Genomic DNA, 26013 nt, shown 5'->3' on the forward strand with positions numbered 1-26013 from the left:
ACCGGTTCTACTTACGACATAAGTCTGTAGGAACATGGCTTGCCAGCGAAGCTTTCAGCGTTCTCAAGGACGCCTTCGCGGGCAAGCCCTGCTCCTACAGGACAGCGTCGTACGCAGATTTTGCGCATAACACAAAACCTGTAGGAGCCTGGCTTGCCAGCGAAGCTTTTGGCGCCCTCAAGGACGCATCGCCGGCAAGCCAGCTCCCACAGGGGTCAGGCCTGGGCTTGCCCTTCAGCCAGGAAGAACCAGGTCTCCAGCACGGAGTCCGGGTTCAACGACACGCTTTCAATGCCCTGCTCCATCAACCAGAGCGCCAGGTCCGGGTGATCGGAAGGCCCCTGGCCGCAGATGCCGATGTACTTGCCGGCCTTGTTGCAAGCCTGGATGGCGTTGGACAACAGCTTCTTCACCGCCGGGTTACGCTCGTCGAACAGGTGCGCGATGATCCCTGAATCACGATCCAGGCCCAGGGTCAGCTGGGTCAGGTCGTTGGAACCGATGGAGAAACCATCGAAGTACTCAAGGAATTCATCAGCGAGAATGGCGTTGGACGGCAACTCGCACATCATGATCACCCGCAGGCCGTTCTCGCCACGGGCCAAGCCGTTGGCGGCGAGCAGGTCGACCACCTGGCTGGCTTCGCCGAGGGTACGGACGAACGGCACCATGATTTCGACGTTGGTCAGGCCCATCTCGTTGCGCACGCGCTTGAGGGCGCGGCATTCGAGCTCGAAGCAGTCACGGAACGACTCGCTGATATAACGCGAGGCCCCACGGAAGCCCAGCATCGGGTTTTCTTCTTCCGGCTCGTAGAGCTTGCCGCCGATCAGGTTGGCGTATTCGTTGGACTTGAAGTCCGACAGGCGCACGATGACCTTCTTCGGCCAGAACGCCGCCGCCAGGGTGCTGATACCTTCCACCAGCTTCTCGACATAGAAGCCGACCGGATCGTCGTAACCGGCGATGCGTTTATCGACACTGTCCTTGATTTCCGGTGGCAGCCCGGCGTAGTTCAGCAGCGCCTTGGGGTGCACGCCGATCATGCGGTTGATGATGAATTCCAGGCGGGCCAGGCCCACGCCGGCGTTCGGCAACTGCGCGAAGTCGAAGGCGCGGTCCGGGTTGCCGACGTTCATCATGATCTTGAACGGCAGTTCCGGCATGGCATCGACGGAGTTTTTCTTGATATCGAAGCCCAGTTCGCCTTCGAAGATATAACCGGTGTCGCCTTCGGCACAGGAAACGGTCACGCCCTGACCGTCTTTCAGCAGTTGGGTGGCGTTACCGCAACCGACCACTGCCGGAATCCCCAGCTCACGGGCGATGATCGCCGCGTGACAGGTTCGCCCGCCACGGTTGGTGACAATGGCGCTGGCGCGCTTCATCACCGGCTCCCAGTCCGGGTCGGTCATGTCGGAAACCAGCACGTCGCCTGGCTGGACCTTGTCCATCTCGGACACGTCCTTGATGATCCGCACCTTGCCGGCGCCGATGCGCTGGCCGATGGCACGGCCTTCCACCAGCACGGTGCCGGTTTCCTTGAGCAGGTAGCGCTCCATGACGTTGGCCTGGGTGCGGCTCTTCACGGTTTCCGGACGCGCCTGGACGATGTACAGCTTGCCGTCGTCACCGTCCTTGGCCCATTCGATGTCCATCGGACACTTGTAGTGCTTCTCGATGATCATCGCCTGCTTGGCCAACTCGCTGACTTCGGCGTCGCTGAGGCAGAAACGCGCGCGCTCGGCCTTGTCGACATCGACGGTCTTGACCGAACGACCGGCCTTGGCTTCGTCGCCGTAGATCATCTTGATCGCCTTGCTGCCCAGGTTGCGGCGCAGGATGGCGGGACGACCGGCTTCGAGGGTGCCCTTGTGCACGTAGAACTCATCCGGGTTGACCGCGCCTTGTACGACGGTTTCACCCAGGCCGTAGGCGCCGGTGATGAACACCACGTCACGGAAGCCCGACTCGGTGTCGAGGGTGAACATCACCCCGGCGGTGCCGGTTTCCGAACGCACCATGCGCTGCACGCCGGCGGACAGGGCCACCAGCTTGTGGTCGAAGCCCTGGTGCACGCGGTAGGAAATGGCGCGGTCGTTGAACAGCGAGGCAAAGACTTCCTTGGCCGCGCGGATGACGTTTTCCACGCCGCGGATATTCAGGAAGGTTTCCTGCTGGCCGGCGAAGGAGGCGTCCGGCAGGTCTTCGGCGGTGGCCGAGGAACGCACGGCCACGGCCATGTCCGGGTTGCCCGCCGACAGGGTGGCGAAGGCGGTGCGGATCTCGGCGTTGAGCTTCTCGGGGAACTCGGCTTCCATGATCCACTGGCGGATCTGTGCACCGGTGCGGGCCAGGGCGTTGACGTCATCGACGTCCAGTGCATCCAGCGCCGCATGGATCTGGTCGTTCAGGCCACTGAGTTCGAGAAAATCACGATACGCCTGAGCCGTAGTGGCAAAGCCGCCGGGGACCGATACACCGGCACCCGCGAGGTTACTGATCATCTCGCCCAGGGATGCGTTCTTGCCCCCTACGTGCTCTACATCATGGACGCCGAGCTTATCGAGGGAAACTACGTACTCTACCAAGGTGATCTCTCCACTAACTGTGTTGGAAAAGCTCAGGAGCGGACTGCTCTAATGGGCAGGTTATCCGCCATGTGGCCTGGACCTGGAAAATAAGTGAGAATGCCCGTCATTCCTGGCGGACAAATCCCGCCTATCATATCCAAGAATCGTCACCAGCTTAAGGCCCAAGGCGCAAATGAAACGATCTGCTTTCTTTATCTCCGATGGCACCGGTATCACCGCCGAAACCCTGGGTCAAAGCCTGCTGGCGCAGTTCGAAAACATTACCTTCGCCAAATTCACCCGTCCTTACATCGACAACGTCGACAAAGCCCGGGCCATGGTGCAACAGATCAATATCGCCGCCGAAAAGGACGGATTTCGCCCGATCATCTTCGATACCATCGTCAACCAGGACATTCGTGAGATTCTCGCCACGTCCAATGGTTTCATGATCGACATTTTTTCTACCTTCCTCGCCCCGCTGGAACAGGAACTGAGCGAACACTCGTCCTACTCGGTGGGCAAGTCCCACTCCATCGGCGGCAACTCCAACTACATGGAGCGCATCGAGGCGGTGAACTTCGCCCTGGACAACGACGACGGTGCCCGCACCCACTATTACGACAAGGCCGACCTGATCCTGGTGGGTGTGTCGCGTTGCGGCAAGACCCCGACCTGTTTGTACATGGCGATGCAATTCGGCATCCGCGCGGCCAACTACCCGCTGACCGAGGACGATATGGAACGCCTGCAACTGCCGGCCGCCCTGCGCGCCCACCAGCACAAGCTGTTCGGCCTGACCATCGACCCGGACCGTCTCACCGCGATCCGCAACGAGCGCAAGCCCAACAGTCGTTATTCCAGCTATGCCCAGTGCGAATTCGAAGTGCGCGAGGTGGAAAACCTGTTTCGCCGCGAGAACATCGCCCATATCAACTCCACGCATTTCTCGGTGGAAGAGATTTCGGCGAAGATTCTTGTGGAGAAAGGTGTGGAGCGGCGCTTCAAGTAAAGCACCTAGATCACGAACAGATCGACAAACCGATGCACCGGCGTCGTCTCCAGGCGCGCCGGATCCTTGCACAGGGCGAGGATTTCGGCACTGCGCTGGGCGGTAAAGCGCGTCGCCAGATTGGCCTTGAACTTGTCTTCCAGCAACGCAATACCCTCGGCCCGGCGCCGACGATGGCCGATCGGGTATTCCACCACCACCTGCGCGGTACTGGTCCCATCCTTGAAAAACACCTGCACCCCATTGGCGATCGAACGCTTGTCGGCCTCCAGGTATTCACGGGTGTAGCGCGGGTCTTCAACGATCACCATCTTCTCGCGCAACACATCGATGATCGGATGGGCCGCGTGGAAATCGTCCTCGTAGTGCTCGGCTACCAGATTGCCGAAGGCCAGCGGCACCGCCGTCATGTACTGCAGACAGTGGTCGCGGTCGGCGGCATTGGCCAGCTTGCCGACCTTGGAAATAATGCGGATCGCCGATTCATGGGTGGTGATCACGATCCGGTCGATCTCCCCCAGGCGGCTCCTGACCTGCGGGTGCAGCGTCACCGCCGCCTCACAGGCCGTCTGGGCATGGAACTCGGCGGGAAAACTGATCTTGAAAAGCACATTTTCCATGACATAGCTGCCATACGGCTGGGAAAGGCTGAAGGTGCGCTTGTCTTCGGGCTTGAGCGCCAGGTCCTTGCTGGTATGGCTGAACAGCACATCGTAGAAGCCCCATTGTGGCGCGCTCAACACCCCGGGAATGCCCATTTCCCCGCGCAGGGCGATATCCGCCAGGCGTACGCCACGACTGGTGGCATCGCCCGCCGCCCAGGATTTACGCGAACCGGCATTCGGCGCGTGACGATAGGTGCGCAGCGCCTGGCCATCGACAAAGGCATGGGACAGCGCCGCCAGCAGTTGTTCACGGCTGGCCCCCATCAGTTTGGCGGTGAGCGCGGTGGAGGCGACTTTCACCAGCAGCACATGATCAAGACCGACCCGATTGAAAGAGTTTTCCAGGGCAATCACGCCCTGGATCTCGTGGGCCATGATCATCGCCTCCAGCACCACCCGCATGCTCAGCGGTGCCTCACCATTGGCCACACGCTTCTGCGACAGATGATCGGCCACCGCGAGAATCCCGCCGAGGTTGTCCGAAGGATGACCCCACTCGGCCGCCAGCCAGGTGTCGTTGTAGTCGAGCCAACGGACGATACAGCCAATATCCCAGGCCGCCTTGACCGGATCGAGGCGAAAGCTCGTCCCCGGCACACGCGAGCCGAACGGCACGATGGTGCCCTCGACCAGCGGCCCGAGGTGCTTGGTGCACTCGGGAAAGCGCAGGGCCAACAGACCGCAGCCGAGGGTATCCATCAGGCAGTTGCGCGCGGTATCCAGCGCCTCCGCGGACTCGACCTGATAGTCGAGCACATAGTCGGCGATATCCTGCAGGACCTGGTCGTAATCGGGACGGTTGTTCAGATCAACGTTGGCGCTCATCTTTGCTTCACTCCGAGGGTGGTTCAGCTCAAAAAGCATCACCCGGCACACGTACCCAGCCTTCCATCAGGACCCGCGCACTGCGGCTCATGATGGCCTTGACCACGGTCCATTCACCGTTGACCTGGGAAGCCTGCGCCCCAACCCGCAAGGCACCCGACGGATGACCGAAACGCACCGCACTGCGCTCGCCACCGCCCGCCGCCAGGTTCACCAGGGTGCCGGGAATTGCCGCCGCGGTACCGATGGCCACCGCCGCCGTGCCCATCATCGCATGGTGCAGCTTGCCCATGGACAAGGCTCGCACCAACAGGTCCAGATCGGCCACCGCCACCGGCTTGCCACTCGACGCGGTATAGCTCGCGGGTGCCGCGACAAACGCCACCTTCGGCGTGTGCTGACGGGTCGCCGCCTCATCGATATGCCGGATCAGGCCCATGCGCACGGCACCGTAGGCCCGGATCGTCTCGAACATCGCCAGGGCCTTGGGATCGCTGTTGATATCGCCCTGCAACTCAGTACCGGTGTAGCCGATATCCGCCGCATTGACGAAGATCGTCGGAATCCCGGCATTGATCATGGTCGCCTTGAAGGTACCGACACCCGGTACTTCCAGGTCGTCCACCAGATTGCCGGTGGGGAACATCGAACCGCCGGCGCCCTCCTCCTCGGCCGCCGGGTCCATGAATTCAAGCTGCACTTCGGCGGCCGGAAAGGTCACGCCGTCGAGCTCGAAGTCACCGGTTTCCTGCACCTGGCCCTCGGTGATCGGCACATGGGCGATGATGGTCTTGCCGATATTCACCTGCCAGATCCGCACCACCGCCACGCCATTGCGCGGGATCCGCCCGGCATCCACCAGACCGGCGCTGATGGCGAACGAACCGACCGCCGCCGACAGGTTGCCGCAGTTGCCGCTCCAGTCGATAAACGGCTTGTCGATGGAGACCTGACCAAACAGGTAGTCGACGTCGTGCTCGGCCTTGATGCTCTTGGACAGGATCACCGTCTTGCTGGTGCTGGAGGTCGCCCCGCCCATGCCGTCGATCTGCTTCTCATAGGGGTCGGGGCTGCCGATCACCCGCAACAACAACGCATCCCGCACCGCACCGGGCAATTGCGCCGCTTCGGGCAGGTCGCTGAGGTTGAAGAACACCCCCTTGCTGGTGCCGCCGCGCATATAGGTGGCGGGGATCTTGATTTGCGCTACGTGGGCCATGAAATCTCCTGCTGAGTCTGGACGCGACGCTGTTTCGCGGCAAAACACACATCTGTAGGAGCCGGCTTGCTGGCGATGGCGGCGCTGAATCTTGCGCTGCAATCACTGGCAGGCCGACCTGTCATGAACAAGGCCGGGGCTTCAACTGCCGCCCCGGCAACGCCTTCAACCCACCGTGGCCGATTGAAGGAAGTCCTGGGCAAAACGCTGCAAGACACCACCGGCCTCATAGATCGAGACCTCTTCAGCGGTGTCGAGGCGGCAGGTCACCGGCACTTCAAGACACTCGCCGTTATGGCGATTGATCACCAGGGTCAGGGTGTTACGGGGCGTGCGCTCACCGATCACATCGAAGGTCTCGGTGCCGTCGATGCCAAGGGTCTTGCGGTCGGTCCCAGGCAGGAATTCCAGCGGCAACACGCCCATGCCCACCAGGTTGGTGCGATGGATACGCTCGAAGCCTTCGGCGGCAATCGCCTCGACCCCAGCCAGCCGCACGCCCTTGGCCGCCCAGTCACGGGACGAGCCCTGGCCGTAGTCGGCACCGGCGATGATGATCAGCGGCTGCTTGCGCTCCATGTAGGTTTCGATAGCTTCCCACATGCGCATGACCTGCCCTTCGGGCTCGACCCGCGCCAGGGAACCCTGCTTGACCTTGCCGTTTTCCACGACCATTTCGTTGAACAGCTTCGGGTTGGCGAAGGTCGCGCGCTGCGCGGTGAGGTGATCCCCCCTGTGGGTCGCGTAGGAGTTGAAGTCCTCTTCCGGCAGGCCCATTTTCTCCAGGTACTCACCGGCCGCGCTATCGAGCATGATGGCGTTGGACGGCGACAGGTGGTCGGTGGTGATGTTGTCCGGCAGCACCGCCAGCGGGCGCATGCCCTTGAGCGGTCGCGCACCGGCCAGGGCGCCTTCCCAGTACGGCGGACGGCGGATATAGGTGCTCATCGGCCGCCAGTCGTACAGCGGCGTGACCTTGGGACCGGTGTCTTCGTGAATGGCGAACATCGGAATGTAGACCTTGCGGAACTGCTCCGGCTTCACCGAGGCCTTGACCACCGCGTCGATCTCTTCGTCGCTCGGCCAGATGTCCTTGAGGCGGATTTCCTTGCCGTCGGCGTCCAGGCCCAACACATCCTTCTCGATATCGAAACGGATGGTCCCGGCGATGGCATAGGCCACCACCAGCGGCGGCGATGCCAGGAAGGCCTGCTTGGCGTAGGGATGGATACGTCCATCGAAGTTACGGTTACCGGACAACACGGCCGTGGCATAGAGATCACGGTCGATGATTTCCTGCTGGATCGCCGGGTCCAGCGCACCGGACATGCCGTTGCAGGTGGTGCAGGCAAAGGCCACGACACCAAAGCCCAGCTGTTCCAGCTCCTTGGTCAGCCCGGCTTCATCCAGGTACAGTGCCACGGTCTTGGAACCCGGCGCCAGGGACGACTTGACCCAGGGCTTGCGGGTCAGGCCGAGCTTGTTGGCGTTGCGCGCCATCAGGCCGGCGGCGATCACATTGCGCGGGTTGCTGGTGTTGGTGCAACTGGTGATGGCGGCGATGATCACCGCGCCGTCGGGCATCTGCCCCGGCACATCGTCCCACTGGCCGGCAATACCCTTGGCCGCCAGGTCGCTGGTGGCGACGCGGGCATGGGGGTTGCTCGGACCGGCCATATTGCGCACCACCGAGGACAGGTCGAAGCTCAAACCACGCTCGTAGTCCGCGCCTTTCAGGCTGTCGGCCCAGAGCCCGGTGTGGCGGGCGTAGGTTTCCACCAGCTTGACCTGCTCGTCTTCACGCCCGGTGAGTTTCAGGTAGTCGATGGTCTGCTGGTCGATATAGAACATCGCCGCCGTGGCGCCGTACTCCGGGGCCATATTGGAAATGGTCGCGCGGTCGCCCAGGGTCAGCGCCGAGGCGCCTTCGCCAAAGAACTCCAACCAGGCACCGACCACTTTCTGCTTGCGCAGGAACTCGGTCAGCGCCAGCACCATGTCGGTGGCGGTGATGCCCGGTTGCAGCTTGCCGGTCAGTTCGACGCCGACGCTTTCCGGCAGGCGCATCCAGGAGGCCCGGCCGAGCATCACGCTCTCGGCTTCGAGGCCGCCGACACCGATGGCGATCACCCCCAGCGCATCGACGTGAGGGGTGTGGCTGTCTGTGCCGACACAGGTGTCGGGGAAGGCCACGCCGTCCCGCGCCTGGATCACCGGGGACATTTTCTCCAGGTTGATCTGGTGCATGATGCCGTTGCCGGGCGGGATCACATCGACGTTCTTGAAGGCCTTCTTGGTCCAGTCGATAAAGTGGAAACGGTCTTCGTTGCGACGGTCTTCGATGGCGCGGTTCTTGGTGAAGGCGTCCGGGTCGAAACCGCCGCATTCCACCGCCAGCGAGTGGTCGACGATCAGTTGGGTCGGCACCACCGGGTTGACCTGGGCCGGATCGCCGCCCTGGGAAGCGATGGCATCACGCAGGCCGGCCAGGTCGACCAGGGCGGTCTGGCCGAGAATGTCATGGCAGACCACCCGGGCCGGGAACCAGGGGAAGTCCAGGTCGCGCTTGCGCTCGATCAGTTGCTTCAGGGAATCGGTCAGCGTCGCCGGGTCGCAACGACGGACCAGGTTCTCGGCGAGTACCCGGGAGGTGTAAGGCAGGGTCGCGTAAGCCCCGGGCTGGATGGCATCGACCGCCGCACGGGCGTCGAAGAAATCCAGGTGGCTGCCGGGCAGCGGTTTACGGTATTGGCTATTCATGGTCTGGGACTCGATTATTTCAGCGACGCTCGATTGGCACGAACTTGCGCTGTTCGACGCCGATGTACTCGGCGCTCGGACGGATAATGCGGTTGTTGCCACGCTGCTCGAACACATGCGCGGCCCAGCCGGTCAGGCGCGAGCAGACGAAGATCGGCGTGAACAACTTGGTCGGGATGCCCATGAAGTGATACGCCGAGGCATGGTAGAAGTCGGCGTTGGGGAAGAGTTTCTTCTGCTCCCACATGGTCTTGTCGATGGCTTCGGAGACCGGGAACAGCACGGTGTCACCGACTTCATCGGCGAGTTTCTTCGACCAGCCCTTGATCACTTCATTACGCGGGTCGCTGTCTTTGTAGATCGCATGGCCAAAGCCCATGATCTTGTCCTTGCGCGCCAGCATGCCGAGGGTGCCTTCGACGGCCTCCTGGGGCGAGCTGAAACGCTCGATCATTTCCATCGCCGCCTCGTTGGCACCGCCGTGCAGCGGGCCGCGCAGGGAACCGATGGCGGCGGTGATGCAGGAAAACAGGTCGGACAGGGTCGAGGCACAGACCCGTGCGGTAAAGGTCGAGGCGTTGAACTCGTGCTCCGCGTAGAGGATCAGCGACACGTCCATCACCTTGCGGTGCAACTCGCTTGGCGCCTTGCCATGCAGCAGGTGCAGGAAATGCCCGCCAATGGAAGCCTCGTCGGTCACGCAGTCGATGCGCTTGCCTTCGTGGCTGAAGCGATACCAGTAGCACATGATCGCCGGGAACGCGGCCAGCAGCCGGTCGGTGGCTTCATGCTGGCGGGCGAAGTCGCCTTCGGGCTCGATATTGCCGAGGAAGGAACAGCCGGTGCGCATCACGTCCATCGGGTGGGCATCAGCGGGAATCCGCTCGAGCACTTCTTTCAGTGCCTGGGGCAGGTCGCGCAGGGTCTGCAACTTGCCCATGTAGGCCGCCAGTTCGGTGGCATTCGGCAGCTCGCCGTACAGCAGCAGGTAGGCGACCTCTTCGAAACGCGCCTCGGCGGCCAGTTCACGCACGTCGTAGCCACGGTAGGTCAGGCCGGCACCGGCCTGGCCGACGGTGGACAAGGCGGTTTGCCCGGCGACCTGGCCACGCAGGCCGGCACCGCTCAGTACTTTTGCTTCAGCCATTGCTCTCTCCAATTCTTGAATTTATTAGGGACCCGGCAAGTCAGGGTAGTCAGGTCTCAGCCCTTCTTCTGGGCAAACAACGCATCGAGCTTCTGCTCGAAGGTGTGGTAATCGATACGATCGTAAAGCTCCATGCGGGTCTGCATGGTGTCGATCACATTAGCCTGGGTGCCGTCGCGGCGAATCGCGGTGTAGACGTTTTCCGCCGCCTTGTTCATCGCACGGAACGCCGAGAGCGGGTACAGCACCAGGGACACGTCGGCGGACTTCAGTTGTTCGGTGGTGAACAGCGGCGTCGCACCGAACTCGGTGATATTGGCCAGGATCGGCGCCTTCACGCGGCTGGCGAACAGCTTGTACATCTCAAGTTCGGTGATGGCTTCCGGAAAGACCATGTCGGCACCGGCCTCGATACACGCGGCGGCACGTTCCAGGGCCGACTCCAGGCCTTCCACGGCCAGGGCATCGGTACGCGCCATGATCACGAAGCTGTCGTCGGTACGGGCATCCACCGCCGCCTTGATACGGTCGACCATTTCCTGCAGGGTGACGATTTCCTTGTTCGGCCGATGGCCGCAACGCTTGGCGCCGACCTGGTCTTCGATATGGATCGCCGCCGCGCCGAACTTGATCATCGACTTGACCGTGCGCGCCACGTTGAACGCCGAGGCCCCGAAGCCGGTGTCGACATCCACCAGCAACGGCAGGTCGCAGACATCGGTGATCCGCCGTACATCGGTGAGCACGTCATCCAGGCCGGTGATGCCCAGGTCCGGCACCCCGAGGGAGCCGGCCGCGACACCGCCACCGGACAGGTAGATGGCCTTGAAGCCGGCGCGCTTGGCCAGCAAGGCATGGTTGGCGTTGATCGCGCCGACCACCTGCAAGGGCTGTTCGCTGGCGACCGCATCGCGGAAACGCTGACCGGGCGTGCTCTTGTTGGAACCCTGACTCATGACTCACCTCGCTTCGTAGCTGTCGGTTGGACGGCGTCCTGGTAGTGACGCGCGATATTGCGTTTCGACGCGCCGATATGGCGGCGCATCAGCAGTTCGGCCAATTCGCCATCGCGCTCGGCGATGGCGTCGAGAATCCGGTGGTGCTCGGCGAACGCCTGGCGTGGCCGATTGGGAGTGACTGAAAACTGGATGCGGTACATGCGCACCAACTGATACAGCTCGCCGCAGAGCATCTGGGTCAGGGTGCGGTTGCCCGCGCCCTGGATGATCCGGTAGTGAAAGTCGAAATCGCCTTCCTGCTGGTAATAACCGACCCCGGCCTGGAACGCCGCGTCGCGCTCATGGGTATTGAGAACCTCTCTCAACTCCTCGATTTCCTCGGCCGTCATGCGCTCGGCCGCCAGGCGACAGGCCATGCCTTCGAGGGACTCGCGGATTTCGTAGAGTTCGATCAACTCGGCCTGGCTGAGGGACACCACCCGCGCCCCGACATGGGGTACGCGCACCAGCAGGCGCTGGCCCTCCAGACGGTGAATGGCCTCGCGCAGCGGGCCGCGACTGATGCCGTAGGTGCGGGCCAGCTCCGGCTCGGAAATCTTGCTGCCGGGGGCGATTTCACCCTTGACGATCGCCGCCTGAATGCGCCGGAAGACGTTCTCGGACAAGGTTTCCGAATCGTCCTGGGCAATCGCGGGTGGCTCCAGCTCATGCAACATATTGTCGACACCTTATCCATCAATGGCGCTAAAACTAGCCAATATCAGCAAATCAGTCAAAGAATTAATTGGTATTGTCGACAATAGTCTAAGAAGCACTGAAACAGCGCGCTTCAAGGAACAAACCTCGACCTATCCGACGAGGGAGGCGTCCGGCGCTGGCGCGACAAGTCCAGCATGCTAGAATGCCGCGCGCTTCCGCCGATGCGCTGACTGTCATATTTTCCTGACAGACGTACGAGGATGCTTGCGCGATATTGCCAGTCCCCTTGAATCAAGATTGCCCGATACGCGCCAGGATTTATGAGACTCACGCCTTTCTCCCTACTGCTTCTCTGCCTGTTTTGTCTGCCTGGCATCAGCCTCGCGACCGAGAAGACGGTGTACGGCCTGAACGAGTACGCGCAACTGGCCGGGATCGACCTGCAAGTGCCGGCCAAGCTCGACACCGGTGCCAAGACCGCTTCCCTCAGTGCCCGCGACATCCACCGGTTCAAACGCAACGGTGAAAGCTGGGTGCGCTTCTACCTGGCGATCGACGCCGCCCACTCGCATCCGATCGAACTGCCCCTGGCCCGCGTCAGCAAGATCAAGCGCCGTGCCGGCGACTATGACCCGGACGAGGGCAACGCCTATACCGCGCGCCCGGTGATCACCCTGGAAATCTGCATGGGCAGCGCCTTGCGCAGCATAGAAGTGAACTTGACCGACCGCAGCAGCTTCCAATACCCGCTGTTGATCGGCTCCGAAGCCCTCAAGCGCTTCGATGCGCTGGTCGACCCCAGTCTTAAGTACGCTGCCGGCAAACCCGCCTGCAGCCACGACGCACAAACCGCCGAGTAATCCGAATGCGTTCTCTCACCCTTCACCTGAAAATCCTCATCACCGTACTGGTGTTGCTGGGTGCTTCGGTCACGGCCTATCAGATTTTCGTGCTGGGGATTCCCGTCACCGAGGATGCCACGGACGACTTGTGGAACATCGACGCCAAGGTCGAGTTCGTCGCCAGCACCAAGGAACCGGTGAAGATCCAGATGTTCGTGCCGCCCCTGAGCCGCGACTACGTCAGCCTCAACGAGAGCTTCATCTCCAACAACTACGGGGTGAGCGTCAACCGCGCCGACGGCAACCGCAAGGTGACCTGGTCGGCACGCAAGGTCAGCGGTAAGCAGACGCTGTATTACCGCCTGGTGCTGACCAAGCGCTATACCGGCGAGAAACCCAAGGTCAAAGGTCCGACCTTCCGCGACAGCATGGCGATCGAGGGGCCGGAGAAAATCGCCGCGGACGCCTTGCTCGCGCCGATCCGCCAGCACTCGGCGGACGTCGAGACCTTCATCGGCGAAACCATCAAGCGGGTCAACAACCTCGGCGACGACAACGTCAAGCTGCTGCTGGCCGGCGATCCGTCGACCCCGCACAAGGCGCAGATCATCGAACTGCTGCTGTCCATCGCCCATGTGCCGATGGAACGCGCCCACACCCTGCGCCTGGTGGCCGATCAACCGCAGACCCCGGAACTCTGGCTGCGCAGCTTCAATGGCACGGACTGGCTGTATTTCAACCCGGACACCGGTGAACAGGGCCTGCCGTCCGACCGCCTGCTCTGGTGGACCGGCGCCGACAACCTGATCAGCGTCGAGGGCGGCAAGAAGGCCGGCGTCACCTTCAGCCTGAACAACAGCGAGATGAACGCGATCCGCCTGGCCAAGCTGACCGACGAGAACTCCGACGCCAACTTCCTCGAATATTCGCTCTATGGCCTGCCGCTGCAAACCCAGCAGACCTTCATGATCATGGTGATGATCCCCATCGGCGTGCTGGTGATCCTGATCCTGCGCAACCTGATCGGCCTGCAGACCCTCGGCACCTTCACCCCGGTGCTGATCGCCCTGGCCTTCCGTGAAACCCAGTTGGGCTTCGGCATCGTGCTGTTCACCATCATTACCGCCCTCGGGCTGTCGCTGCGCTCCTACCTGGAACACCTGAAGTTGCAGATGCTGCCACGGCTGTCGGTGGTACTGACCTTCGTCGTGGTGCTGATCGCCGCCATCAGCCTGTTCAGCCACAAGCTGGGCCTGGAACGTGGCTTGTCGGTGGCACTGTTCCCGATGGTGATCCTGACCATGACCATCGAGCGCCTGTCCATCACCTGGGAAGAGCGCGGCGCCAATCATGCCCTGAAAGTCGCCATCGGCACGCTGTTCGCGGCCTCCCTGGCGCACCTGATCATGACCGTGCCGGAGCTGATCTACTTCGTCTTCACCTTCCCGGCGATCCTGCTGATCCTGGTGGGCTTCATGCTGGCAATGGGTCGCTATCGCGGTTACCGCCTGACCGAACTGCTGCGCTTCAAGGCGTTCCTCAAGGAAAACGCCTGATGTTCGGCCTGTGGAAAACCTGGAAAGCCCTGGAGGCCCGGGGCATCATGGGGATCAACCGGCGCAACGCGGACTATGTGCTCAAGTACAACAAGCGCAGCCTCTACCCCATCGTCGACGACAAGATCATCACCAAGGAGCGGGCCATCGTCGCCGGCATCCAGGTGCCGGAAATGTACGGGGTGATCTCCACGGAAAAGGAAATCGACCACCTGGAAGCGATCATCGACGGGCGCCGTGATTTCGTTATCAAGCCGGCCCAGGGCGCGGGCGGCGACGGTATCCTGGTGATCGCCGACCGTTTCGAGGGCCACTATCGCTCGATCTCCGGACGCCTGATCAGCCACGGGGAAATCGAGCACCAGATTTCCAGCATCCTGACCGGCCTGTATTCCCTGGGCGGGCACCGCGACCGCGCGCTGATCGAATACCGGGTCACCCCCGACCCGATCTTCAAGAGCATCAGCTACGAAGGCGTGCCGGACATCCGCGTCATCGTACTGATGGGCTACCCGGTAATGGCCATGCTGCGCCTGCCGACCCGCCAGTCCCATGGCAAGGCCAACCTGCATCAGGGTGCCATTGGCGTGGGCGTGGACCTGGCGACCGGGATCACCCTGCGCGGCACCTGGCTGAACAACATCATCCGCAAGCACCCGGACACCACCCATCCGGTGGATGGCGTGCAATTGCCCAACTGGGACGCCTTCATGCAACTGGCGGCCGGCTGCCATGAACTCTGCGGCCTGGGTTATATCGGCGTGGACATGGTCCTGGACCAGGACAAGGGCCCGCTGATCCTCGAACTCAATGCCCGCCCCGGCCTGAATATCCAGATCGCCAACGACTGCGGGCTGACCCACCGGACCCATGCCGTGGAGGCCCACCTGGCGGAACTGGCCGCCGCGGGCATCACCGAGACGCCGGAGGCACGGGTGCGTTTTGTCCAGGAACTGTTCGGCCATGTGCCGGCACTCAACAACTGATCCACTGCACAACGACAGATCCTACAAGGCAATCTCCATCCAGCGACATGCCCCTAGGAGCAACGCCTACAGGAGACTACAATCGCGCACCGCGCTCCCATGGCTGACCCGCCCCCCATGTTGACCTGCACCGTACATCCGTTGCCCTACCATGCCAATCCCGCCCATTACTTCGCGGCGATCCGCCATGCGCCCGGCGCCGTATTGCTCGACAGCGGCCGGCCCGAGGCCGAGCGCGGGCGTTACGACCTGCTCAGCGCCTGGCCGCTGGAGCAACTGGCGGTGTTGCCGGACGAGCGTGGCGCGGCGTTCCTGCAACGCCTGCGGGACAACCTGGCGCGCCTGGGCGAAGCACAACTTCCGGCGGCGTGCGAACTGCCGTTTGCCGGCGGCCTGATCGGCTACCTGAGCTACGACTTCGGCCGCCACCTGGAACACCTGCCCAATCAGGCGCGGGACGACCTGCAACTGCCCGATGCGCGTTTCGGCCTGTATGCCTGGGCGCTGATCAGCGATCACCAGCAAGGCAGCAGCCAATTGGTGTTCCATCCCAGCGTCGAAGTCGCCGAGCGCGAACGGCTGATCCAGCTGTTCGGCCAGCCGGCCGCCCGGGACAGCAACGAATTCCAGCTCAAGGGCCCGATGACCGCGGACCTCACGGCCGACGCCTACCGCCAGGCCTTCGAACGTATCCAGCACTATATCCAGGCCGGTGACTGCTATCAGGTCAACTTCGCCCAGCGCTTCCGGGCTGACTGCCAGGGCGATCCGTGGGTCGCTTATTGCGCCTTGCGCGCCGCCTGCCCGACACCCTTCTCCGGCTTCCAGAGCCTGCCCGACCACGGCGCGGTGCTGAGCCTGTCACCGGAGCGCTTCGTCAAGGTGAGCCAGGGCCAGGTCGAGACACGCCCGATCAAGGGCACCCGCCCACGCGGCCGCGACGCGGCTGAAGACGCGGCCAACGCCGCCGAACTGCTGGCCAGCAGCAAGGACCGCGCGGAAAACCTGATGATCGTCGACCTGCTGCGCAACGATCTGGGGCGCACCTGCCGTATCGGTTCGGTACGGGTCCCGGAACTGTTCAGCCTGGAGAGTTACCCCAACGTGCACCATCTGGTGAGCAGCGTGACCGGGACCCTGGCCGACGACCGCGACGCCCTCGACCTGATCGCCGGCAGCTTTCCCGGCGGCTCGATCACCGGCGCGCCGAAGATCCGCGCCATGCAGATCATCGACGAGCTGGAACCGACCCGACGGGCGCTGTATTGCGGTTCGCTGCTGTACCTGGATGTGCGCGGCGAGATGGACAGCTCCATCGCCATCCGCAGCCTTCTGGTCAAGGATGGCCAGGTCAGTTGCTGGGGCGGCGGCGGCATCGTCGCCGATTCCGACTGGCAGGCGGAATACCAGGAGTCCATCACCAAGGTGAAGGTCTTGCTCGACACCCTGCAAAGCCTCTGAAGCCTGTGCCCGCAAGGGATCGTGCTTGAGCATGGGGCCGGCGCCGAAGGATTTTGTTACTATTCACCTATTCGAGCGCAAAGCGCCACTGACTGTAGGAACCGCCTGATGAGCCAACCGTTCGACGTCGCAGAACTCGCCGCGACATACGCTAACAAGTCCGCCCAGGACATTCTCAAGCTGGCCTTTTCCCAGTTTGGCGATGACCTGTGGATATCTTTCAGCGGCGCGGAAGACGTGGTGCTGGTGGACATGGCCTGGAAACTGAACAAGAACGTCAAGGTCTTCAGCCTCGACACCGGTCGCCTGCACCCGGAGACCTACCGCTTTATCGATCAGGTGCGCGAGCACTACAAGATCGATATCGAGCTGATCTCCCCGGATCACAATGAGCTCGAGCCGTTCGTCAAGGCCAAGGGCCTGTTCAGCTTCTACAAGGACAACCACGGCGAATGCTGCGGTATCCGCAAGATCGCGCCGCTGCGCCGCAAGTTGTCCGGCGTCAGCGCCTGGGCCACCGGCCAGCGTCGCGACCAGAGCCCGGGCACCCGCAGCCAGGTGGCGGCACTGGAAATCGACAGCGCCTTCTCCACCCCGGAACGCACCCTGTACAAGTTCAACCCGTTGGCACAGATGAGCAGCGAAGAGATCTGGGGTTATATCCGCATGCTCGAACTGCCCTACAACAGCCTGCATGAGCGCGGCTTTATCAGCATCGGCTGCGAGCCCTGCACCCGTCCGGTGCTGCCGAACCAGCACGAACGCGAAGGCCGCTGGTGGTGGGAGGAAGCCACGCAGAAGGAATGCGGCCTGCACTCGGGCAATCTGATCGCCAAGATCTGAGGAGTCCTGAACAGCGCAAAACCTGTGGGAGCGGAGCTTGCCCGCGAATAGGCCCTTGAGGCCGCCAAAAGCTTCGCGGCGGTACGGCGATCCGACAAGCTCCGCTCCCACAGTTTATGTGCCTCAAGCGCCTGACAGCGGGCACAAAAAAGCCCCGAACCAGTCGGGGCTTTTTCATGTTCGGGCGACTCAGTGCACCGGCAGCTCGACACCATCGAACAGCTCTTCCAGTTCCTGCTTGTTGTGGCACTGGATGGCCTTGGCCATGACCTCACGGGTCAGGTGCGGCGCAAACTTCTCGATGAAGTCGCACATGAAACCGCGCAGGAAAGTGCCGCGACGGAAACCGATCTTGGTCACGCTGGACTCGAACAACTCGCTGGCATCGAGCACCACCAGGTCCTTGTCGAGTACCGGGTCCACCGCCATCTTGGCGACGATACCAACGCCCAGGCCCAGGCGGACATAGGTCTTGATCACGTCGGCGTCCGCCGCGGTGAACACCACCTTGGGGGTCAGGCCGCGATGGCTGAAGGCCTCGTCCAGCTTGGAACGCCCGGTGAAACCGAACACGTAGGTGACGATCGGGTATTCGGCCAGAGTTTCCAGGGTCAGCTTCGGCAGCTTGGTCAGTGGGTGGCCCTGGGGCACGACCACGCAACGGTTCCAGCGATAGCACGGCATCATCACCAGATCGCCGAACAGCTCCAGGGCTTCGGTGGCAATGGCGAAATCCACGGTACCGTCGGCGGCCATCTCGGCGATCTGCATCGGCGAGCCCTGATGCATGTGCAGGGCCACGTCCGGGTATTGCTTGATAAAGCTGCTGATCACCGGCGGCAAGGCATAACGCGCCTGGGTGTGGGTGGTGGCGATCGACAGGGTGCCTTTCTTCTCGTTGGAGAATTCCTGGGCGATCTGCTTGATGCTCTCGACCTTGCGCAGGATCTCGCCGGCCGTGGTGATGATACGTTCACCGGCGGGCGTGACGCGGGTCAGGTGCTTGCCGCTACGGGCGAAGACTTCGACACCCAGCTCGTCTTCGAGGAGGCGGATCTGTTTGCTGATACCCGGCTGAGAGGTGTAAAGGCTTTGCGCGGTCGCGGAAACGTTGAGGTCGTGGTGCGCCACTTCCCAGATGTAGCGCAGTTGTTGAAGCTTCATATGTATCCCTCAAAGCAGGTAAACGCCGCAGTAACAGCGGCGATATATAACTATATGAATGGTTTGAAGAATAAATCTAGAACTTTTTTATCAAAACCCTGACTTTCCGACTCAGACATCGCCATAGCGACGGCGTTGCAACAGCGGCACCAGGTAAACCGGCACCTGGGCCAACTGCAGGACCCGCGCGGCGGTGCGCCCCAAATGCGCCTCGCTACCAGTACCATGGCTATGGCTGCCGACGATCAACAGGTCCACCGAGAGAGCCCGGGCCTGTTCGAGAATGACCTGCGAAGGATCGCCCTGGAGCACCTTGATCGACTGGATCATGCTCAGGTCCTGCAGCCCGTCGGCACACTCCTCGCGAAAGCTGTCGAGCACCCGCTGCTCAATGGTCGCCATCACGGTGTTAAGACCCTGGCTGTGAAATTCGTTCAATGCCTGCTCATCCAGGTAGCTCTGCAACACCGACTCGGCGAACAACCCCATCGGCTCGACGGCGTGCACCACATACAAATCGGCCTTGAACGTCCGCGCCAACTCGAGGGCATGCTGCATGACATAAGGCGCATACAGACCGAGGTCGGTGGCGTACAACATCGAACGGATCATGGGGCCTCCTCGACTGCCAGAATGGCGGAGTTCAGTTGAGCTTAGCAGCGCCCCGCAGACCTCGGAGCACGGCTGGTCGGGCCGGCCCCGCTGCTCATCCTTGAAGAAACCCGATCTTGAAAACACCTGAAACCTGTAGGAGCGTGGCTTGCCCGCGAAGAGGGCCGCATGATCGACGCAAGGCTCAAGGGCCTCTTCGCGGGCAAGCCCGACTCCTACAGGAGCGCATTCAATCCTGGCGATTGTTCGCGTCGATAAAGGCCAGGGCCTGGTACAGGGCTCGGATCTTCGGCAACTCGCAACCGGCGGCACTTGCCGCGGCCAGCGGACGCCCATAGACGGCGTCCAATTCAAGCGCCCGCTTATGGACAAAGTCGTGGTACATGCTCGGCCAATAGTCCGGCATCTTTTCCGTCACCTTGAACAGGTGCTCGGCGTAGCCGGCCGGCAGCTCATGACCGCAGGCCTGGGCGCCTTGCACCACCTCGGCCATCAGCGCCCGGACCAGTTCGCGGCTGCTGTCATCGCTCATCAACGGCGTGGTGCTGGCCCGCAACAACACCGATAGACCGTTGTAAGGCACGTTCCACACCAGCTTCTGCCAGCGCGCCTGCTGCAGGTTGGCCATGGCCTGGGACTCGATGCCCGCGGCATGGAACAGAGCGGCGCCCTCTTCGACCAGGGCCTGGCGAGCCGTCGCATCATCGAGCAACGGACCACTGTGATAACCGATGTTCACCGCGCCGAGGGCCTGGTGCACGATGGTCCCGGGGCCGGCACGGTGCACGCAGATAAAGCACAGCCCGCCCAACAGATGCAGGGACTCGGGCAACAGCGCACGCAGTTCATCCTCCACATCGAGGCCGTTCTGCAGCACCAGCACCTTCGCCCCCGGTGCCGCGGCCTGGGCAATCAGCGGCGCGAGACTGGCGTTGCTGGTGGTCTTGGCGCCCACCAGCAACCAGTCGCAGGGCGGCATGTCGGCGGCCTGGGCATAGGCCTGCACATTCTGCAAATGCAGGGCACCGTGCACCGCACTGTCGATCCGCAAGCCGTCCCCGGCCACCGCCGAAAACTCGCTGCGCAACAGAAAATGCACGTCAAAGCCGGCCCGGGCCAGCATCACACCGTAATACCCACCGATCGCACCGGTGCCGATAATGCCGATACGCGGCCTGCTCGCTGAACCTGTCATGGCAACTCCTCTGGTACAAGACTCAAGGCCTGCCGAACCCCGTCGGCAAGCTCGTTCACGGCCAGGCGTGACTGCACAGCTCCATGAAAACCAGCGTCCTTGACCACAAACAGCGCCGGCAGATGAAACACCCCGTAACGCTGCACCGCCCCGCCGTTGTCGCCCGCATCGATCCAGCACAAGCGCTCGACCGGTAAGGCCAGGGTCGGCAATACCTCCCGGGCGAAACGGCAGGAGGCACAGCCGACACTGGTGAATATCAGCAATGAAACACCTGGCAAGTCCAATAGATTCCGGTCGATATCAAAATCCGTCAACTCCAGGCTCTTCACTATACTGTTGGAAAGTTTTTCCACTGACCGACGCAGGGAGTCGTTGTTCATGGTGCGCTTTCTTCCTCATCCCGATGACGTTCCCGTCACATTGACCCTGTTTGAGCACTCCTGCATTTCTCTTCACCAACTCGACCGCATCAGCCTGGGCGGTGTCTCCTGCTATTCACCGCGTGGCTGGCGCAAAGGCTCGGCGTTGCAAATGTGCATTCCCAGCCTCGGTGCCAGCGCCTGTTATCCGGGCTACGTGGCCTGGTGCCTGAAACGCAAGCACGGCTACCGGGTGGGCATTGCCTTTGTCGACGAACAAACCCTGTTCGGCGCGCGCATGGGCGAGCAGGTCTGCCAGATCGAACGCTACCAGCGAACCCGCCAGCAACAAAGCAAAGATCGGCAAAACATCGAAGTCATCGCCCAGGAATGGGTTCGCGAACACGCCAGCGACTTCTCCCAAGCCAGCCTGGAGCGCCCTTATGTGCGAGCTTTACTCGATTAAACCGGCCAGGCCATTGCCCGCCCCCCGCCTAACGCGCTAAGGTTCGGCTCCCCGACGCGCTTAAATCTGCTGCGCTCCGCCGCGCGGGGATCGCTGGCGGCCGGCATCCGTGACCTGACGAGTAACACGATGGCTGATTTACCGATCAACGACCTTAACGTCGCCTCCAACGAGACGCTGATCACTCCCGATCAGCTCAAGCGTGATATTCCCCTGAGCGAGAGCGCCCTGCGCACCGTGACCAAAGGTCGCGAGGTGATCCGCAATATTCTCGATGGCACTGACCATCGCCTGTTCGTCGTCATCGGGCCTTGCTCGATCCACGACATCAAGGCTGCCCACGAATACGCCGAACGCCTGAAAGTCCTGGCCGCCGAAGTGTCCGACAGCCTGTACCTGGTGATGCGCGTGTATTTCGAGAAGCCGCGTACCACCGTCGGCTGGAAGGGCCTGATCAACGACCCTTACCTGGATGACTCCTTCAAGATCCAGGACGGCCTGCATATCGGTCGCAAGCTGCTGCTGGACCTGGCGGAAATGGGCCTGCCCACCGCCACCGAAGCCCTTGACCCGATCTCGCCGCAGTACCTGCAGGATCTGATCAGTTGGTCGGCCATCGGCGCGCGCACCACCGAATCCCAGACCCACCGCGAAATGGCCTCGGGCCTGTCCTCGGCCGTGGGCTTCAAGAACGGTACCGACGGCGGCCTGACCGTGGCGATCAACGCCCTGCAGTCGGTATCCAGCCCCCATCGCTTCCTCGGCATCAACCAGGAAGGCGGCGTGTCCATCGTCACCACCAAGGGCAACGCCTACGGTCACGTGGTCCTGCGCGGCGGCAACGGCAAGCCGAACTATGACTCGGTCAGTGTCGCGGTCTGCGAACAGGCGCTGGCCAAGGCCAAGATCAAGGCCAACATCATGGTCGATTGCAGCCACGCCAACTCCAACAAGGACCCGGCCCTGCAACCGCTGGTGATGGAGAACGTCGCCAACCAGATCCTCGAAGGCAACCAGTCGATCATCGGCCTGATGGTCGAGAGCCACCTGAACTGGGGTTGCCAGGCGATTCCGAAAGACCTCGCCGACCTGCAATACGGCGTGTCGATCACCGATGCCTGCATCGACTGGAGCGCCACCGAAAAAACCCTGCGCAGCATGCATGCCAAGCTCAAGGACGTGTTGCCCAAGCGTCAGCGCGGCTGACCGGACACGCAGACGCGAAAACGCCGGGCATTGCCCGGCGTTTTTGTGTGCGTCGTGGACTCAGATCTTCGCGGCATGCCGCTGATGACGTTCCATGTAACGCTCGACATAGGAGCAGGAAGGAATCACCGTGTAACCCATCTGGTCGGCATAGGCCAGCGCCTGTTCGGTCAGCGCCGCCGCAATCCCGCGGCCGCGCAAGGCGTTCGGCACGAAGGTACGGTAGATATCCAGGGTCTGCTTACCCAGGTCCATATAGGTCAGGTAGGCACGATGACCGTCCACATTGGTCTCGAATTGATGACCTGCCTGGTCATGGTGGATGGACAACGCCTCGCTCATCACTACTCCTCGCGGGTCTTGGATTCTGACCCTACCTTACATGTTTTTCCGACGAAGGTATCATCCAGCTCTGTACGAAAAATCGATACAGCAGCCAAATCATCACAAATATCCTACGCCGCCCCGTGCCTGGTTGGACAACGAGAAGAGCCGACAGCTCCCGAACAAGTGGGCACCTGACAGATAGTAGGCGTCCTGCCCGCCCTGCTCAAGACACGCTCGTCATATGGTCCGACCGGCTCATGGTAGCCCGGCCAAACGGGCCCTTTCGCTGAAAAACCTGAACAGCGGCTGAAGATTGCCGGAATGTTATGTTGTAAGACGAACAGTGCTTCTTAAAGTCACTTTTCAATTGGCAAAGATGCCTCCCCGCCCTGCCGACGGTGGAAGAAAAGAGTCATTCGCCGCGACTAGCGCGACGCGTGTATGAGCAGTGGACAGTCCCTGTGACTGGCACACTAGTGCAGATTGGACTTGCCCAAAGCGCCCGAATCACGCCCGGTTGCTGCACATTTTTTATACAGGATGATGAAAAGTTAGCTGAAAATATTCTCTTCCAAAAATTTTTTTTGCTTCTTGCGTTACGTCAGTTTACTTACTACAAGTAATGGGTAGTATGTATGCCGACTATATCCCCACTCTGGGGAGATGGTTATTAATAGAAAGTCCTTGAAGGGGAACACGATGAACAACGTTCTGAAATTCTCTGCTCTGGCCCTGGCCGCCGTTCTGGCCACTGGTTGCAGCAGCGCATCCAAAGAAACTGAAGCCCGTCTGACTGCTACTGAAGACGCTTCTGCTCGTGCCCAGGCTCGTGCTGATGAAGCCTACCGCAAAGCTGATGAAGCTCTGGCTGCTGCTCAAAAAGCACAACAGACTGCTGACGAAGCTAACGAGCGCGCTCTGCGTATGCTCGAAAAAGCAAGCAAGAAGTAATAATCCCTCGGGGTTGTTATCAAGCCGATCCATTACTGGATCGGCTTTTTTTTGCCTGGCAGAAAGTGGTCGGCGCGCAGGCATAAAAAACCCGCCAGGGCCTCAAGGCCCGGGCGGGTCATTTACAACGCCCTTACTGCTGCAGATCGGGCGCGTTGGAGACCATCGACGGCGCACCTGGCACGGCGATTTCGGTCGGCAGGCCATCTTCGGCCGCTACCACGTCACGCACTTCATCCCAGTTGACCCGCAGGTTGTTCGCCAGGTCTTCACGCTTGAGCAAGGCATTGATCACCGCGGTGTGCTTGTCGACCACCGAAGGGTTGCCGTTGTCGTCCAGCGGTGTATGGGCTTCCAGGAACACCTTGCCGCCGCTCACGCCGAACTTGTAGGCATCGTTGATAATCCGCACCGAAGTGCCCACCGGCACCATGCCAGCCATCTCCAGCACGTTGTTGTTGTACATGCGGAAGCAACCGTGGCTGGTGCGGGTGCCGATGCCGAACTTCATGTTCGAACCGTGGATCAGATAGCCCGGCGTACCCAGGGTGAACTTGAACGGGCCCAGCGGATTGTCGGGACCGGCCGGCACCACGTTGGGCAGCGGATCACCCTCGGCGGCGTGCTCGGCCTTGATCGAGGCCGGCGGGGTCCAGGTCGGATTCGGGATCTTGGCGGTAATGGTGGTGTGGGCAACCGGCGAACCCCAGCCTTCGCGACCAATCCCCAGCGGGAAGGTGTAGACCACATTCCGGCCTTTCGGGAAGTAGTACAGGCGATATTCGGCCAGGTTGATCACGATGCCTTCGCGCGGGCCCGGCGGCAGGATGAAGCGGGTCGGCAGGACGATATCGGTCCCCGCGCCCGGCAACCAGGCATCGACGCCCGGGTTGGCCGCGACCATTTCCGAATAACCCAGGTCGTAGGTGGTCCCGAGGTCAGCGAAGGTGTCCTCGTACTTGGCCTTGATCACCTGGACCTGGCCGACGATGTCCTCGCCAGGCGGTGGCAGCGGCAGTTCCAGGGCCGAAACGGGACCTGCCACACAGAGGGCGGCAACAGACAGGCAACGGGTGACGGCGGGAAAGCGCGATAACATCCGGGACATCCTTCGCATGATCGACGTAAGTAAATAGACAGCAATTGTACACCGACAGCGCACCTGCAAGGGAGATGCCACGCCGGGACAATCGTAACGAGACAGGTACGGTACAGGTTGCCGGGGCTCAGAGCTCGAAGCGCAGTTCCGGCCAGATCGGCGGCGTACCGCGCTTCTGCGACTCGAGAATCGCCCGGCACAGGGGGCACAGGCGCTGGTCCTGGAAAATCGAGCGGTCCACCCCCGACCAGCGCGGCTGGGCCGGCAACAGCGTGCCGCACAGCGTGCGATCGGCCGAGCCGCCGAGTTCCAACTGCCGGGTGACCAGGTGCACGCGTACTTCCTGACAGGCGAACAGATCGAGCTGCTCGTCGGGTTCGATCAGTTGGTAGGCAAACAAGGACCAGGCGGGACGCTGCATCGGGGGCTCCAAATCGGGGCGCCACATTAGCCCAAAGCCGGCCGCTAGAAAAGCTCAAAGCAGCGGTTTCAACCTCGGCCAGACATTATCGAGCAACATCCCCTGCCCCGCGGGTGCCGGGTGAATCCCGTCAGCCTGCATCAGTTCGGGATGGCCGCCGATGCCTTCGAGGAAAAACGGCACCAGGGCGACGTGTTTTTCCTCGGCCAGCTCACCATAGACCTTGGCAAAGGCCTGGGTGTAGCGCTGACCATAATTGGGCGGAATCTGCATCCCCAGCAACAGCACTTTTGCACCCGTGGCCTGGGACTTGTCGATCATCGATGCAAGATTTTGTTTCAATTGCGCCGGCAGCTGCCCACGCAGGCCATCGTTGCCGCCCAACTCGAGCACCACCACCTGCGGTTTATGCTCTGCAAGCAGCGCCGGCAGCCGCGCCTGGCCCCCCGCACTGGTGTCGCCACTGATGGACGCATTGACCACCTGGTCGGCAAAACCCTCGGTCTTCAGACGCTTTTCCAGCAGGGCGACCCATCCCACGCGGGTATCCAGGCCGAAACCTGCGCTGATACTATCGCCCACGATCAGCACTGTACCCGCCGCCGCGTTCTGGGCCATGCACATCAAGGCCAGGCCGGCACTCAAAAACCACACTCGCATCGG

24 protein-coding genes are annotated in these 26013 nt (G+C 61.9%); 9 read left to right on the forward strand and 15 right to left on the reverse strand.

The annotated features are described in order from the left end of the window. Positions 1-215: 215 nt before the first annotated feature. The gene (gene ppsA, locus M5C01_RS02170; RefSeq protein WP_103499189.1) at positions 216-2591 is read right to left on the reverse strand and encodes a phosphoenolpyruvate synthase; all 2376 of its coding nucleotides are present in this window, start codon (positions 2589-2591) and stop codon (positions 216-218) included. Between the two features lie 175 nt (positions 2592-2766). On the opposite strand from ppsA, the gene M5C01_RS02175 reads away from it, so the two are divergent. After that, a complete protein-coding gene (locus M5C01_RS02175) occupies positions 2767-3585 on the forward strand; it encodes a pyruvate, water dikinase regulatory protein (protein WP_103499188.1) in 819 nt (272 codons plus the stop codon). A gap of 5 nt (positions 3586-3590) precedes the next feature. On the opposite strand, the gene prpD is transcribed toward M5C01_RS02175, so the two are convergent. From prpD to M5C01_RS02205, 6 genes are all read right to left on the reverse strand, one after another. Next, entirely contained in the window at positions 3591-5075 is a 1485-nt protein-coding gene (prpD, locus tag M5C01_RS02180) for a 2-methylcitrate dehydratase (RefSeq protein ID WP_152737155.1), read from the reverse strand. Positions 5076-5103: 28 nt separating this feature from the next. Then, entirely contained in the window at positions 5104-6294 is a 1191-nt protein-coding gene (gene prpF, locus M5C01_RS02185) for a 2-methylaconitate cis-trans isomerase PrpF (RefSeq protein WP_152737156.1), read from the reverse strand. A 165-nt stretch (positions 6295-6459) separates the two neighbouring features. After that, positions 6460-9054: a Fe/S-dependent 2-methylisocitrate dehydratase AcnD gene (gene acnD / locus M5C01_RS02190; protein ID WP_152737157.1), complete on the reverse strand. Its 2595-nt coding sequence runs from the start codon at positions 9052-9054 to the stop codon at positions 6460-6462. 19 nt (positions 9055-9073) lie between these two features. After that, complete coding sequence (gene prpC, locus M5C01_RS02195; RefSeq protein WP_152737158.1) at positions 9074-10201, reverse strand: 2-methylcitrate synthase; 1128 nt, start codon at positions 10199-10201, stop codon at positions 9074-9076. A 56-nt stretch (positions 10202-10257) separates the two neighbouring features. Next, complete coding sequence (gene prpB / locus M5C01_RS02200) at positions 10258-11157, reverse strand: methylisocitrate lyase (protein WP_103497645.1); 900 nt, start codon at positions 11155-11157, stop codon at positions 10258-10260. Continuing rightward, positions 11154-11876 (reverse strand): GntR family transcriptional regulator, encoded by a 723-nt coding sequence (locus M5C01_RS02205; RefSeq protein WP_103497646.1) that lies wholly within the window; start codon positions 11874-11876, stop codon positions 11154-11156. Before M5C01_RS02205 ends, prpB begins: the two co-directional genes overlap by 4 nt. 303 nt (positions 11877-12179) lie before the next feature. On the opposite strand from M5C01_RS02205, the gene M5C01_RS02210 reads away from it, so the two are divergent. The 5 genes from M5C01_RS02210 to M5C01_RS02230 all read left to right on the forward strand — a co-directional run bounded on the left by M5C01_RS02210 (position 12180) and on the right by M5C01_RS02230 (position 17547). Then, a complete protein-coding gene (locus M5C01_RS02210; protein WP_103497647.1) occupies positions 12180-12719 on the forward strand; it encodes an ATP-dependent zinc protease in 540 nt (179 codons plus the stop codon). 5 nt (positions 12720-12724) lie between these two features. Further along, a complete protein-coding gene (locus tag M5C01_RS02215; protein ID WP_152737159.1) occupies positions 12725-14257 on the forward strand; it encodes an inactive transglutaminase family protein in 1533 nt (510 codons plus the stop codon). Further along, a complete protein-coding gene (locus M5C01_RS02220) occupies positions 14257-15243 on the forward strand; it encodes an alpha-L-glutamate ligase-like protein (protein WP_152737160.1) in 987 nt (328 codons plus the stop codon). The genes M5C01_RS02215 and M5C01_RS02220 overlap by 1 nt, the downstream gene beginning before the upstream one ends. A gap of 117 nt (positions 15244-15360) precedes the next feature. Next, entirely contained in the window at positions 15361-16704 is a 1344-nt protein-coding gene (gene pabB / locus M5C01_RS02225) for an aminodeoxychorismate synthase component I (RefSeq protein ID WP_152737240.1), read from the forward strand. Positions 16705-16812: 108 nt separating this feature from the next. Further along, on the forward strand, positions 16813-17547 hold the full coding sequence (locus M5C01_RS02230; RefSeq protein ID WP_100940816.1) for a phosphoadenylyl-sulfate reductase: 735 nt from the start codon (positions 16813-16815) through the stop codon (positions 17545-17547). A gap of 189 nt (positions 17548-17736) precedes the next feature. Here M5C01_RS02230 and cysB read toward each other — a convergent pair whose 3' ends face one another. The 4 genes from cysB to M5C01_RS02250 form a co-directional block, all read right to left on the reverse strand. Beyond that, complete coding sequence (gene cysB / locus M5C01_RS02235; protein WP_040065465.1) at positions 17737-18711, reverse strand: HTH-type transcriptional regulator CysB; 975 nt, start codon at positions 18709-18711, stop codon at positions 17737-17739. A 111-nt stretch (positions 18712-18822) separates the two neighbouring features. After that, complete coding sequence (locus M5C01_RS02240) at positions 18823-19323, reverse strand: universal stress protein (protein ID WP_103497650.1); 501 nt, start codon at positions 19321-19323, stop codon at positions 18823-18825. Positions 19324-19552: 229 nt separating this feature from the next. Next, positions 19553-20518 carry a putative 2-dehydropantoate 2-reductase gene (locus tag M5C01_RS02245; protein ID WP_152737161.1) on the reverse strand — a complete coding sequence of 322 codons (966 nt, stop codon included), beginning with the start codon at positions 20516-20518 and terminating at the stop codon, positions 19553-19555. Further along, complete coding sequence (locus M5C01_RS02250; protein WP_103497652.1) at positions 20515-20901, reverse strand: thioredoxin; 387 nt, start codon at positions 20899-20901, stop codon at positions 20515-20517. Before M5C01_RS02250 ends, M5C01_RS02245 begins: the two co-directional genes overlap by 4 nt. On the opposite strand from M5C01_RS02250, the gene M5C01_RS02255 reads away from it, so the two are divergent. Next, on the forward strand, positions 20900-21346 hold the full coding sequence (locus M5C01_RS02255) for a PilZ domain-containing protein (protein ID WP_103497653.1): 447 nt from the start codon (positions 20900-20902) through the stop codon (positions 21344-21346). The two genes, M5C01_RS02250 and M5C01_RS02255, sit on opposite strands and share 2 nt — an antisense overlap. Before the next feature lie 129 nt (positions 21347-21475). Then, positions 21476-22552, forward strand: a complete 1077-nt coding sequence (locus tag M5C01_RS02260) for a 3-deoxy-7-phosphoheptulonate synthase (protein ID WP_103497654.1) — start codon at positions 21476-21478, stop codon at positions 22550-22552. A 60-nt stretch (positions 22553-22612) separates the two neighbouring features. Here the strand turns inward: M5C01_RS02260 and M5C01_RS02265 are convergent, their stop codons facing one another. Beyond that, entirely contained in the window at positions 22613-22894 is a 282-nt protein-coding gene (locus tag M5C01_RS02265; RefSeq protein WP_040065473.1) for a GNAT family N-acetyltransferase, read from the reverse strand. A 684-nt stretch (positions 22895-23578) separates the two neighbouring features. On the opposite strand from M5C01_RS02265, the gene oprI reads away from it, so the two are divergent. Continuing rightward, a complete protein-coding gene (gene oprI / locus M5C01_RS02270; protein ID WP_100940823.1) occupies positions 23579-23830 on the forward strand; it encodes an outer membrane lipoprotei OprI in 252 nt (83 codons plus the stop codon). 133 nt (positions 23831-23963) lie between these two features. Here oprI and M5C01_RS02275 read toward each other — a convergent pair whose 3' ends face one another. The 3 genes from M5C01_RS02275 to M5C01_RS02285 form a co-directional block, all read right to left on the reverse strand. Then, positions 23964-24929 carry a L,D-transpeptidase family protein gene (locus M5C01_RS02275; protein WP_103497655.1) on the reverse strand — a complete coding sequence of 322 codons (966 nt, stop codon included), beginning with the start codon at positions 24927-24929 and terminating at the stop codon, positions 23964-23966. 127 nt (positions 24930-25056) lie between these two features. Beyond that, positions 25057-25350 carry a hypothetical protein gene (locus M5C01_RS02280; protein WP_100940825.1) on the reverse strand — a complete coding sequence of 98 codons (294 nt, stop codon included), beginning with the start codon at positions 25348-25350 and terminating at the stop codon, positions 25057-25059. A 54-nt stretch (positions 25351-25404) separates the two neighbouring features. Then, on the reverse strand, positions 25405-26010 hold the full coding sequence (locus M5C01_RS02285) for an arylesterase (protein ID WP_103497656.1): 606 nt from the start codon (positions 26008-26010) through the stop codon (positions 25405-25407). Between the last annotated feature and the right edge of the window lie 3 nt (positions 26011-26013).

This window comes from Pseudomonas sp. MWU12-2319 (genome assembly GCF_023242525.1).
Taxonomy (GTDB): domain Bacteria; phylum Pseudomonadota; class Gammaproteobacteria; order Pseudomonadales; family Pseudomonadaceae; genus Aquipseudomonas; species Aquipseudomonas gingeri_D.

What these genes read in the sequence shown, in the direction of transcription:
- pabB (WP_152737240.1), top strand. Translation starts at nt 15,361, where the DNA reads ATGTTGACCTGCACCGTACATCCGTTGCCCTACCATGCCAATCCCGCC.
- M5C01_RS02265 (WP_040065473.1), bottom strand. Translation starts at nt 22,894, where the DNA reads ATGAGCGAGGCGTTGTCCATCCACCATGACCAGGCAGGTCATCAATTC.
- M5C01_RS02205 (WP_103497646.1), bottom strand. Translation starts at nt 11,876, where the DNA reads ATGTTGCATGAGCTGGAGCCACCCGCGATTGCCCAGGACGATTCGGAA.
- prpF (WP_152737156.1), bottom strand. Translation starts at nt 6,294, where the DNA reads ATGGCCCACGTAGCGCAAATCAAGATCCCCGCCACCTATATGCGCGGC.
- M5C01_RS02255 (WP_103497653.1), top strand. Translation starts at nt 20,900, where the DNA reads ATGGTGCGCTTTCTTCCTCATCCCGATGACGTTCCCGTCACATTGACC.
- M5C01_RS02260 (WP_103497654.1), top strand. Translation starts at nt 21,476, where the DNA reads ATGGCTGATTTACCGATCAACGACCTTAACGTCGCCTCCAACGAGACG.
- cysB (WP_040065465.1), bottom strand. Translation starts at nt 18,711, where the DNA reads ATGAAGCTTCAACAACTGCGCTACATCTGGGAAGTGGCGCACCACGAC.
- M5C01_RS02220 (WP_152737160.1), top strand. Translation starts at nt 14,257, where the DNA reads ATGTTCGGCCTGTGGAAAACCTGGAAAGCCCTGGAGGCCCGGGGCATC.
- M5C01_RS02215 (WP_152737159.1), top strand. Translation starts at nt 12,725, where the DNA reads ATGCGTTCTCTCACCCTTCACCTGAAAATCCTCATCACCGTACTGGTG.
- acnD (WP_152737157.1), bottom strand. Translation starts at nt 9,054, where the DNA reads ATGAATAGCCAATACCGTAAACCGCTGCCCGGCAGCCACCTGGATTTC.
- M5C01_RS02285 (WP_103497656.1), bottom strand. Translation starts at nt 26,010, where the DNA reads ATGCGAGTGTGGTTTTTGAGTGCCGGCCTGGCCTTGATGTGCATGGCC.
- M5C01_RS02250 (WP_103497652.1), bottom strand. Translation starts at nt 20,901, where the DNA reads ATGAACAACGACTCCCTGCGTCGGTCAGTGGAAAAACTTTCCAACAGT.
- prpC (WP_152737158.1), bottom strand. Translation starts at nt 10,201, where the DNA reads ATGGCTGAAGCAAAAGTACTGAGCGGTGCCGGCCTGCGTGGCCAGGTC.
- M5C01_RS02280 (WP_100940825.1), bottom strand. Translation starts at nt 25,350, where the DNA reads ATGCAGCGTCCCGCCTGGTCCTTGTTTGCCTACCAACTGATCGAACCC.
- M5C01_RS02210 (WP_103497647.1), top strand. Translation starts at nt 12,180, where the DNA reads ATGAGACTCACGCCTTTCTCCCTACTGCTTCTCTGCCTGTTTTGTCTG.
- M5C01_RS02245 (WP_152737161.1), bottom strand. Translation starts at nt 20,518, where the DNA reads ATGACAGGTTCAGCGAGCAGGCCGCGTATCGGCATTATCGGCACCGGT.
- prpD (WP_152737155.1), bottom strand. Translation starts at nt 5,075, where the DNA reads ATGAGCGCCAACGTTGATCTGAACAACCGTCCCGATTACGACCAGGTC.
- M5C01_RS02175 (WP_103499188.1), top strand. Translation starts at nt 2,767, where the DNA reads ATGAAACGATCTGCTTTCTTTATCTCCGATGGCACCGGTATCACCGCC.
- prpB (WP_103497645.1), bottom strand. Translation starts at nt 11,157, where the DNA reads ATGAGTCAGGGTTCCAACAAGAGCACGCCCGGTCAGCGTTTCCGCGAT.
- M5C01_RS02240 (WP_103497650.1), bottom strand. Translation starts at nt 19,323, where the DNA reads ATGATCCGTTCGATGTTGTACGCCACCGACCTCGGTCTGTATGCGCCT.
- M5C01_RS02230 (WP_100940816.1), top strand. Translation starts at nt 16,813, where the DNA reads ATGAGCCAACCGTTCGACGTCGCAGAACTCGCCGCGACATACGCTAAC.
- M5C01_RS02275 (WP_103497655.1), bottom strand. Translation starts at nt 24,929, where the DNA reads ATGTTATCGCGCTTTCCCGCCGTCACCCGTTGCCTGTCTGTTGCCGCC.
- oprI (WP_100940823.1), top strand. Translation starts at nt 23,579, where the DNA reads ATGAACAACGTTCTGAAATTCTCTGCTCTGGCCCTGGCCGCCGTTCTG.